Source organism: Neoroseomonas oryzicola, from assembly GCF_012163135.1.
GTDB classification, from domain to species: Bacteria; Pseudomonadota; Alphaproteobacteria; order Acetobacterales; family Acetobacteraceae; genus Neoroseomonas; species Neoroseomonas oryzicola.
Map to the genome: position 1 here is coordinate 1 of NZ_JAAVUP010000030.1, position 9,893 is coordinate 9,893.

Sequence of the window (9,893 nt, forward strand, 5' to 3'; positions counted from 1 at the left end):
GAACGGCGGCGTGGGCATGGTGGCACCTCCACCACACCCAGAATCACGCCCCGCCGCGTCGCTCCAAGCGATTAATGGGTCCTGAGCCTAGGCAACTTCTCGGGCGTGTGGAGCCTGCTCGGCGAACGCCCGCGGGGTCAAGTTCCGCAGTGACCCATGCGGCCGCTCCTCGTTGTACTCGCGTCTCCAAGTCTCCAGTCGAACTCGAGCGTCGGCCAGCGACAGGAACCACGAGGCGTTCAAACATTCGGCCCGCAGCCGGCTGTTAAACGCTTCGATGTGCGCGTTGTTTGTGGGTTTGCCGGGACGCGAGAAGTCGATCTCCACCCCGTTCAGGTGCGCCCGCTGGTCCAGCATCCGGCCGGAAAACTCCGGCCCGTTATCCACCTTCAGCGTCTTCGGCCGGCCCCGCTCGCGCGCCAGGCGATCCAGTTCCTGCACCACGTCGAACGCCCGGAAACTCACTCTCGGTGCGATCGAGAGCGCCACTCGCGTGTGGGCATCCAGCACCGCCAGGATCCGGATCGGCCGGCCGTCGAACAACTGGTCGGCCACGAAGTCCTTTGCCCAGATCTCGTTCGGCGCCGTCGCGCCGGGGCGCCCCACCCGATACCGCCACGCTCGCTTGCGCCGCGGCACCTTGGTCCGGATGGTCAGGCCTTCCTCGCTGTACAGGCGATACACGCGCTTCGCGTTCACCGTCCAGCCCTCCCGTCGCAGCAGCACACGCAGTCGCCGGTAGCCGTAGCGCACCCGGCTCGCCGCCAGATCCCGCAGCCGCACGCGCAACTCTGTCTGCGGATCCCGTCGCGAGCAATAGCGCTGCGACGACCGATGGAACCCCTTAGCGTGGCAGGCCCGCCGCTCGCCGATCGCGTAGGCGCCCTTCAGATGGCGCACCACGTCGCGGCGCAAGGCGGGCCTCACCACTTTCGCCGCAGCATCGTCTTGTCGAGTGTCAGATCCGCCACCAACCGCTTCAGCCCGGCGTTCTCCTCCTCGAGCTGCTTCAGCCGTCGGATCTCCGACGGCATCAGCCCGCCGTACTTCTTGCGCCAATTGTAGAACGTCGCCTCCGGGATGCCCGCCTTGCGGCAGACCTCCCCGATTGCCGTCCCCTCCTCCGCGTGGCACAGCACGAACGCAATCTGCGCATCCGTGAACTTCGACTTCTTCATCGCCATCCCTCCGTCTCCCGGCCAAACCCTAAACTGGAATTTTCCAGCTCAGGGCGATCCAGAAAGCCGGAGGCCGGTCACAGCGCTCGCATCCCCTCAACCACCGACTTGCCCTGTCCCACCAGGAATTCCACCTGGCGCAGCTTCGCCACGATCTCCTCAGGCGTATGCGCCGTCCTCTTCGCCATCTCCGCCTCCCAAATGCAGCCGCCGGACTACATGACCGGCGGACCCCAAACCTGGAAACTGGTCAGGCGTCGGTCAGCGCCGGCCCAGGGGCGGACCGGCCGTCACGCCGCCTCGGCCGGCAGGTCGAAGGCGTCGGGGTAGCCGAAGAGGCCCACGGCGCCCCCGGTGTGCAGGAACACAACGTTCTCGTCGGGCCGGAAGTGCCCCTTCCGCACCAGGTCGATCAGGCCGGCCATGCCCTTCCCGGAGTAGACGGGGTCCAGCAACAGGCCCTCGGTCTGGGCGACCAGCCGGATGGCCTCCACCATGCCCTGCGTCGGGATGCCATAGCCCTGGCCGACATAGTCGCAATTCGCCCGCACATGCTCGGCGCGGACGGTGCCCTCGGGCAGGCCGAGATACGCCGCCGTGCGCTGGGCCAGCGCCAGCACGTTCGCCTCCTGGCGGTCGCGCGGGGCGCGCACGCCGATGCCGAGCACGGGGATCCCGCTGCTCAGCCCGACCAGCCCCGCGACCAGCCCGGCCTGTGTGCCGGCGCTGCCGGTGGCATGCACCAAGTGGTCGATGCGCAGATCCATCTCGGCCGCCTGGCTGAGGATCTCCTGTGCCGCCCGCACGTAACCCAGCGCGCCGACCGGATTGGATCCGCCGCCCGGGATCACGTAGGGCTTGCGCCCCTCGGCGCGCCTCCGCGCGGCGACGACTTCCATCTCCGCCTGCATGTCGGCGCCACCCGGGCGGCGTTCGATACTCGCGCCATGGAGCTTGTCCAGCAGCACGTTGCCCGAATGGGTGTAGGCGGGGTCACGGTAGCCGGTGCGATCCTCGAGCAGGATGTGGCAGGCGAGATCGAGCTTCGCGCAGGCGGCCGCGGTTTGCCGCGCGTGGTTCGACTGCGTGGCGCCCTGGGTGATGACGAGATCGGCGCCCTGCGCGCGGGCATCGGCCAACAGGTATTCCAGCTTGCGCGTCTTGTTCCCGCCCGTGGACAGCCCCGTGCAATCGTCGCGCTTGATCCAGAGCTTCGGCCCGCCAAGCGTCGCGGACAGGCGCTCCATCGGCTCAAGGGGCGTGGGGCCGTGACCGAGGCGGATGCGCGGAAAGCGGGCGAGGTTCATGGCGATTCGTCCTGGTTCGAGGAATCCGCGCAGGCCGAGCGCGCGAGCATGTAGAGGGGCAATCGCCTCGCGCGCCCGCAGCTGTACGGGCAGCATGTGGGTGCTGGCAGTGATGGTGACGCAGGTCGCGTCGGCGCGCGTCCGCCGCGCCGCAGCGGCGCCGCAAGCCGTCCGGCCGCGGTGATGACCGTGGCAAGGGGACGAAGACGTCGCGCACGGCGTGCCTTCGGTAGCATCGGGTGAGAACCATCCCGACGGCGGCATCCTGCCCGACATGGATCACCGCGACGGGTGCTGCGCGATCCACACTCGGTCGCACCTTCCGCCCTTCGCGCGTAACGGGTCGGCCTTTCGCGGGCATCCCACGCGCGGTCCGGGATCCGGCCGGCGAGTTGCGGCCGGCGGCGGCGAAGGCGGGCTCGCGCGGGGCGCGGCGCCTCACGCCCAAGCGATCCTGCCACTGTCGGACGAAGCCACCCGTGAGCGCGCATCTTCGCGGCAGGATAGCGCGAGCAAGGACTGGCCCGAAATTCCGTTTGCACACTGCCTATGCAGAAAGCGCATGAGGCGCTGGCAGATCGTTTAGGAGTCGCCAGACGTCCTCGACAATCGGCCGCTCACGCTCGGCGCGTCGGTAGGCTCGGAGATCAACATTCAAGGTGAAGTCAGGGTCGGTGGCGCACAGGACCAGGCGGCCGGCTGCGAAATCGGGTCTCATCGCCGAGAGTGGCAGCCAGGCGACGCCCTGTCCCGCCAGCGCCATCCCCTTGAGCGCCTCGACGAGCGAACTCTCGTAGGATGGACGGACCCGATGGCTGAGGCCCCAGGATTCCAGCGCCGATCCGACCAGCCGACCGAGATAGGAATTGGACGCATAGGCGAGCAGGGGAACGACCTCATCGCCCGCGGCGCTGATCGCATGCAGCGGATGGCCTCGCCCGTCGGGTGCCGATACCGGAATGACGACATCGGCCCCGATCGTCGCGGCGGCAAAGCGGGCCATGCCGAACACCGAGGGCACGGTGCTGGCGTGATAGGCCAGCACGAGATCGCAGCCGCCCTCGCGGAGGGCCTGCCCGCAATCGTCGAGGTCCGCCGCAACCATCTTCACGTTGATCTCGCCGCCCCCGCCGGTCCGCCGCAGGCTTGTGAGCCATCCGGGCGCGAAGTGGATGGCCAGCGTGTGGGTCGCGCAGATCGTGATGGTGTGCGCGTCACGCTTCACGAGGCCGCGGAATTCCGCGCGCTCGCGATGCAGGATCCGCACGACGTCGAGCGCGGTCTGATAGAAGGCATGGCCGGCCGGAGTAAGCGTCGTGGGAGAGCGCGAGCGGTCGATGAGGTCCGCTCCCAGCCATTGTTCGAGGGCGCGGATGCGCCGGCTGAAGGCCGGCTGACTGATGTTTCGATCATCCGCCGAGCGGGAAAAGCTGCCGGTCGACGCCAGGCTGAGGAAGTCCTCGAGCCATCCCATGTCCACCGCGCTCTCCTCCAGGGCTGTGCCTCAATCCGAGCCGCGAGGTTGGCGGCCCATTATGCAAATCAAGCATAACACATCCAAAAACAACAATGGCTGTCATGTCCGGGCTGTTGGTAGCGTCGCCGCGGGCCGATCGCGGCACGCGATCGCAGAAGGCTTCGTCAGAGGAGAACCGTGATGCGCCCCGACAGACGTCTCGCCCTCGCAGGGATCACGTCATTGCTCGGCATGGCGGGGACCGGCCTCATGCCCCAACCGGCCATGGCGCAACGGCGTGGCGGCACCCTGGTGCTGGTCGTCCAGCCCGAGCCCCCGACGCTCGGTTCCTATATCTCCACCGCGCTCCCCGTCGGGCAGGTCGCAACCAAGATCTATGACGGCCTCCTGGAGTACGACTTCGACCTGAAGCCGTTGCCGAGCCTTGCGGAGTCCTGGACGGTTTCGGACGGCGGCAGGACGGTGACGTTCCGGCTGCGCTCGGGTGTGAAGTTCCACGACGGCCAGCCATTCACCAGCGCCGACGTCCAGTTCACCGTCATGGAGGTCCTGAAGAAGGTCCATCCGCGTGGCATCAACACCTTCTCCGAAGTGACGGCCATCGAGACGCCGGACCCCCAGACGGCGATCTTCCGGCTCACCCGTCCTGCGCCCTACATGATGATGGCGCTGTCCGGCTATGAATCGCCGATCCTGCCGAAGCACGTGTTCGGTCAGGGTGACATCCGCAGCCACCAGAACGCGAATTCGCCGGTCGGCACCGGCCCGTTCCGGTTCGTCCAGTGGCGTCGCGGCGAGTTCGTCCGCCTCGACCGCAATCCCGACTACTGGAAGCCAGGGCTGCCCTACCTCGATCGCATCGTCGTGCGCTTCATCGGCGACACCGGCACCCGGGCGGCCGCGCTCGAAAAGGGCGAGGCGCATGTCGCCGGCTTCGGCGCCGTCCCCTACAATGACGTCCGGCGGCTGGAGCGGCTGCCGAACATCCGGATCGAGACGCGCGGGTATGAGATGCTCTCGCCCGTGGTCGAGCTGATGTTCAACACGCGCAAGCCGCCCTTCGACAATGTGCGGGTCCGTCAGGCGATCTCGTTCTCCATCGACCGCCAGTTCGTGATCGACAACATGTGGTTCGGCTTCGGCAAGCCGACCAACGGCCCGATCAGTTCGAACTTCGCGCCGTCCGGCTTCTACAGCGCCGATGTGATGAACTACAACGTGCCGGACGGGGTCGATCGGGCGAACAGGCTGCTTGACGAGGCCGGCTTCCCGCGCCGCGCCGACGGCACTCGCTTCGAGATCGTCCACGACATCACGCCCTACGGCGAGGAGTGGCGCCGGTTCGGCGAATACACGCAGCAGGCCCTCGCCCGGATCGGCATCAAGGCAAGCCTGCGCTACGAGGATGTGGCGACCTGGCTGAGGCGCGTCTACACCGACTACGACTACGATGTCTCCTCCAACAGCCTTTTCAACCTCGCCGACCCCGTGCTTGGCGTGCACAGGGCGTTCCACTCGCGGTTCATCCGGCCCGGCACCGTATTCGTCAACGGCGTGCGCTGGAGCGACCCGCGCGCTGACGAGCTGATGGACCAAGCGACGATCGAGCCCGATCCGAGGAAGCGGGCCGAGCTCTACACCGAGATCCAGAAGATCGTCGTTGCCGCCGCCCCGCTGGCCTGGACGCACGAGATCAACTACGCGACCGTGCTCGATAGACGCTATCGGGATGTGATCGTGAGCCCGCTCGGCCTCTTTGGCTCATTCGATCGCGCCTGGCGCGAATAGGCTTCGGGCCGAGGCCCCGGGCCCGGGTCACCCGGACCACGGACGGAGAAGAGGACCACATGCACGGCACTCGGCTTGTCCGATACGCCCTGTTGCGACTGCTTCAGGCTGTTCCGGTCGTCCTCGGCGTCGTGGTGCTGAATTTCCTTCTGCTGCAGCTCGCGCCGGGTGATGCCGCGACGGTGCTGGCTGGCGAGGCCGGCGGGGCGCCGCCCGAATATGTCGCGGAGCTTCGGGCGCGCTTCGGGCTGGACCAGCCGATGCTGGTGCAGCTCGGGCTCTACCTGAAGAACATCCTTCTCCTCGATCTCGGCTATTCCTTCCGCAACAGCGCTCCCGTGCTCGACCTCATTCTGGAGCGCCTCTGGCCCACGCTGCTCCTCATGGGAGCGACCTTCGTCCTGTCGGTCGGGGGTGGAGTTGTCGTTGGGCTGCTGGCCGCGTTGTGGGTGAGGACTTGGCGCGATCACCTGATCTCGGTCGTCGCCGTCATCGCCTACGCGACGCCCCTTTTCTGGATCGGGCTGATGCTGATCCTGGTCTTCTCGATCTGGCTTGATTGGTTCCCGACGTCGGGCATGGAGGACGTCGTGGCCTTCAACGAAGGCTGGGCGCGCATTATCGACATCGCCCACCATCTGGTGCTGCCGACGATCACGCTCTCGCTCTTCTACCTCGCGCTCTACACACGCCTGATGCGCGCGACGGTGCTTGAGCAGCGGGGCGCGGAATACGTGACGACGGCCCGGGCGAAGGGCCTGACCGAAGGCAGGATCACGATGCGTCACATCCTGCGCAACGCGCTCCTGCCCGTGGTGACCATGGCGGGCGTTCAGGTCGGCGCGCTTCTCGGTGGCTCGGTCGTGGTCGAAACCGTGTTCGCGTGGCCGGGTCTTGGACAGCTTGCCTTCCAATCCCTGTTCGCGCGGGACTTCAATCTGCTGCTCGGGATCTTCTTTCTGTCGGCGTGCCTCGTGGTGATCGTCAACCTCATGGTCGACGTGATCTACGTCCTTCTCGATCCGCGCATCCGGGTCGGCGGCGCATGACCAGGCCGTTCTGGATTCGCCTCGTCGCCAACCCGCGGGCGGCCTTCGGCCTCGTTTGGCTCGGCCTCGTCGTCCTGGCGGCGCTCGCGGCGCCCCTGATCGCGCAAGCCGACCCCTTCGCCATCACGGGCTCGCCCTTCGCGCGGCCATTCGGCGAATCCGGTCTCGGCACCGATTCGCTAGGCCGCAGCGTATGGTCGGGTCTTGTCTTCGGTGCCCGCACCACGCTCCTTATCGCCGTTATCGCCACGCTCAGCGCGGTGGCGTTCGGCGGGCTGGTCGGCGCGCTGGCCGGCTTCTACGGCGGGCGCATCGACGATCTCTTGATGCGACTGACGGAGTTCTTCCAGACCATCCCCTCGTTCATCTTTGCCATCCTGCTTGTCGCGATGCTGTCGCCCTCGGCCACAAGCGTCGTCGTCGCTATTGCGACGGTCAGCTGGCCGCCGATCGCGCGCGTCGTGCGCGGCGAGGTGCTGACGCTGCGATCGCGCGAGTTCGTGCAGGCGGCCATTACGCTGGGTGAGCGCGATGCCGCGATCCTGCTGCGTCAGATCCTGCCCAACGCGCTCTCGCCGCTCATCGTCACGGGATCGCTGCTGGTGGCAACCGCCATCCTGACCGAGTCGGCCCTGTCCTTCCTTGGCCTCGGTGCGCCCAATCTAATGAGCTGGGGCTTCATGGTCGGCGCGGGGCGGAGCTTCCTTCGGGACGCCTGGTGGCTGGTCGCGATCCCCGGCGTGGCCATCCTGCTGACCGTGCTCAGCATCAACCTCGTGGGCGAAGCGCTGAACGACGCGCTGAACCCAAGGCTGCGGACGCCATGAACGCCGCGCCGACAGCAACCGTTTCAGCGGGGCCGATCCTCGACATCAGCGAGTTGTCGGTTGCGCTGCCCAGCTGGGCGGACCGACCGCAGGCGGTTAAGCAGGTCTCGCTTCAGATCGGCGCCGGGGAGACGCTGTGCGTCGTCGGCGAGTCCGGGTCCGGCAAGTCGGTGATGGCGCGCGCCATCCTGCGGCTTCTGCCCGAGCCACAGGTACGCATCGTCGACGGGCGCGTACTGCTGGAGGGCGAGGACTTGGCGCATGCCGATGACAAGCGGATGCGCGCGGTCCGCGGCGGCAAGATCGCGATGATCTTCCAGGAACCCATGGTCGCGCTCAATCCGCTCATGACCATCGGCCGGCAGATCGACGAGATCCTGGAAGCCCACACGGACTGGGGCAAGGCCGAGCGCCGCCGGCGCGTGGTCGCGACATTCGAGGATGTGCGGCTTCCCGATCCGGCGCGCATCTTCGGCGCCTATCCGCATGAACTTTCGGGCGGCCAGCGCCAGCGCGTGATGATCGCGATGAGCCTTGTGCTGGAGCCGAGGCTCATCATTGCCGACGAGCCGACGACGGCGCTCGATGTCACCACCGAAGCCCAGATCCTCTCCCTGCTGAAGGAGTTGCAGCAGCGCCATGGCACGGCCCTGCTGTTCATCACCCACAATTTCGGTGTCGTCGCCGAGATCGCCGACCGCGTGGCCGTCATGCGCCGCGGCGAGGTTGTCGAGCATGGCGACGCCGAGGAAGTGCTGACGAGGCCGCGGCATCCCTACACGCGCGCCCTGATCGAAGCTGTCCCGAGCCTCGTCCCCCGCAAAGGGATCGCCGGAACGGACAAGTCAGCGGCCGAGCCGATCCTCGAGATCCGCCGTCTCGACAAGATCTATGGACGTCGCGCGCAAGGCGCGTCCTGGCTGACGCGGTGGATGCCCGGCCTGGGCCGCGGCAGGCGACAGGCGGTTCACGCCGTCAACCAGATCGATCTTGACGTGAAGCGCGGCAGTGCCGTCGCCGTCGTGGGTGAGTCGGGCTCCGGCAAGTCGACCCTGGCGCGCTGCCTGATCGGCCTGGAGCAAGCCGATGCCGGCTCGGTCAAGATCGCCGGGAACGAGATCGTCGGGCTGAGCCGTAGCGCCTGGCGGCCGCTTCGCTCACGCGTGCAGATGGTCTTCCAGGATCCCTTCGCCTCCCTCAACCCGCGCACGAGCGTGGGCGACATCATCGCCCGTGGCGCCATCCTGCAGGGCGAAGCGCCCGACGCCGCGATGTCGCAGGCGCGCGAGTTGCTGACGCTCGTCGGATTGGAGCCGAAGGCGGCCGAGCGCTATCCGCATGAATTCTCGGGCGGCCAGCGCCAGCGCATCGGTATTGCCCGGGCGCTTGCGGTGAAGCCGGACATCCTGATCGCCGATGAGCCGGTCTCCGCGCTCGACGTCTCCGTCCAGAAGCAGGTGCTCGATCTCCTCGACAGCCTCCGCCGCCGCTTCGGCCTCACCATGCTCTTCATCACCCACGACCTTCGCGTGGCCGCTCATGTCTGCGAGGAGATCGTGGTGCTGAAGAGCGGGCGCATCGTCGAGCATGGCAAGACGGCCGAGATCTTCGCTGATCCGCGGCACGAATACACAAGGGCCCTTCTTTCATCCGTGCCGGGGCGGGATTGGCAGCTGCGGCTCGTGGGATCGTCGGCCGGGCCCGGGACCGATTGATCGCCTGGGGCGATACGGTTTGCTGTGATCGCGGGGGCGGCGTGGGCTGACCTGCCTCCCGTTTCCTGGATCGCCCTGAGTTGGAAGATTCCAGTTTAAGGTTGGGCCGGGGGGGACGGAGGGATGGCGATGAAGAAGTCGAAGTTCACGGATGCGCAGATTGCGTTCGTGCTGCGCCAGGCGGAGGAGGGGACGGCAATCGGGGAGGTCTGCCGCAAGGCGGGCATCTCGGAGGCTACGTTCTACAATTGGCGCAAGAAGTACGGCGGGCTGATGCCCTCGGAGATACGGCGGCTGAAGCAGCTCGAGGAGGAGAACGGCAAGCTGAAGAAGCTTGTGGCGGACCTCTCGCTGGATCGGGCGATGCTGCAGGACGTCCTGGCAAGAAAGCTCTGAAGCCTGCGCGGCGACGCCTGTTAGTGGACGACGTCCGGGGTGCGTGGAAGGTCTCGATCCGTCGGGCCTGCGCGGTGATCCGGATGGAGCCGTCGACCTACCACTACCGTGGCAAGCGTCGCTCGCAGGCGGCACTGATCGGTCGGATCAAGGAGA

The 9,893-nt window shown here is 67.2% G+C and carries 6 protein-coding genes and 2 pseudogenes; 5 read left to right on the plus strand and 3 right to left on the minus strand.

The genetic code is table 11. The annotated features are described in order from the left end of the window. Positions 1 to 87 precede the first annotated feature (87 nt). The 3 genes and pseudogenes from GWK15_RS25400 to GWK15_RS25410 form a co-directional block, all read right to left on the minus strand. Positions 88 to 1,178: pseudogene (locus GWK15_RS25400) on the minus strand (IS3 family transposase). A 290-nt stretch (positions 1,179 to 1,468) separates the two neighbouring features. Continuing rightward, positions 1,469 to 2,485, minus strand: a complete 1,017-nt coding sequence (cuyA, locus tag GWK15_RS25405) for a D-cysteate sulfo-lyase (protein ID WP_168044391.1) — start codon at positions 2,483 to 2,485, stop codon at positions 1,469 to 1,471. A 547-nt stretch (positions 2,486 to 3,032) separates the two neighbouring features. Continuing rightward, the gene (locus GWK15_RS25410) at positions 3,033 to 3,959 is read right to left on the minus strand and encodes a LysR substrate-binding domain-containing protein (RefSeq protein WP_168044393.1); all 927 of its coding nucleotides are present in this window, start codon (positions 3,957 to 3,959) and stop codon (positions 3,033 to 3,035) included. Positions 3,960 to 4,142: 183 nt separating this feature from the next. On the opposite strand from GWK15_RS25410, the gene GWK15_RS25415 reads away from it, so the two are divergent. The 5 genes and pseudogenes from GWK15_RS25415 to GWK15_RS26230 all read left to right on the plus strand — a co-directional run. Next, positions 4,143 to 5,750, plus strand: coding sequence for an ABC transporter substrate-binding protein (locus tag GWK15_RS25415; protein WP_245211907.1), 1,608 nt, complete (start codon positions 4,143 to 4,145; stop codon positions 5,748 to 5,750). A 59-nt stretch (positions 5,751 to 5,809) separates the two neighbouring features. After that, entirely contained in the window at positions 5,810 to 6,799 is a 990-nt protein-coding gene (locus tag GWK15_RS25420) for an ABC transporter permease (RefSeq protein ID WP_168044397.1), read from the plus strand. Continuing rightward, a complete protein-coding gene (locus GWK15_RS25425) occupies positions 6,796 to 7,626 on the plus strand; it encodes an ABC transporter permease (protein ID WP_168044399.1) in 831 nt (276 codons plus the stop codon). The genes GWK15_RS25420 and GWK15_RS25425 overlap by 4 nt, the downstream gene beginning before the upstream one ends. Then, entirely contained in the window at positions 7,623 to 9,341 is a 1,719-nt protein-coding gene (locus GWK15_RS25430) for an ABC transporter ATP-binding protein (protein ID WP_168044401.1), read from the plus strand. The genes GWK15_RS25425 and GWK15_RS25430 overlap by 4 nt, the downstream gene beginning before the upstream one ends. A 129-nt stretch (positions 9,342 to 9,470) precedes the next feature. Further along, positions 9,471 to 9,893, plus strand: a pseudogene (locus GWK15_RS26230) (transposase); the annotation flags it as partial.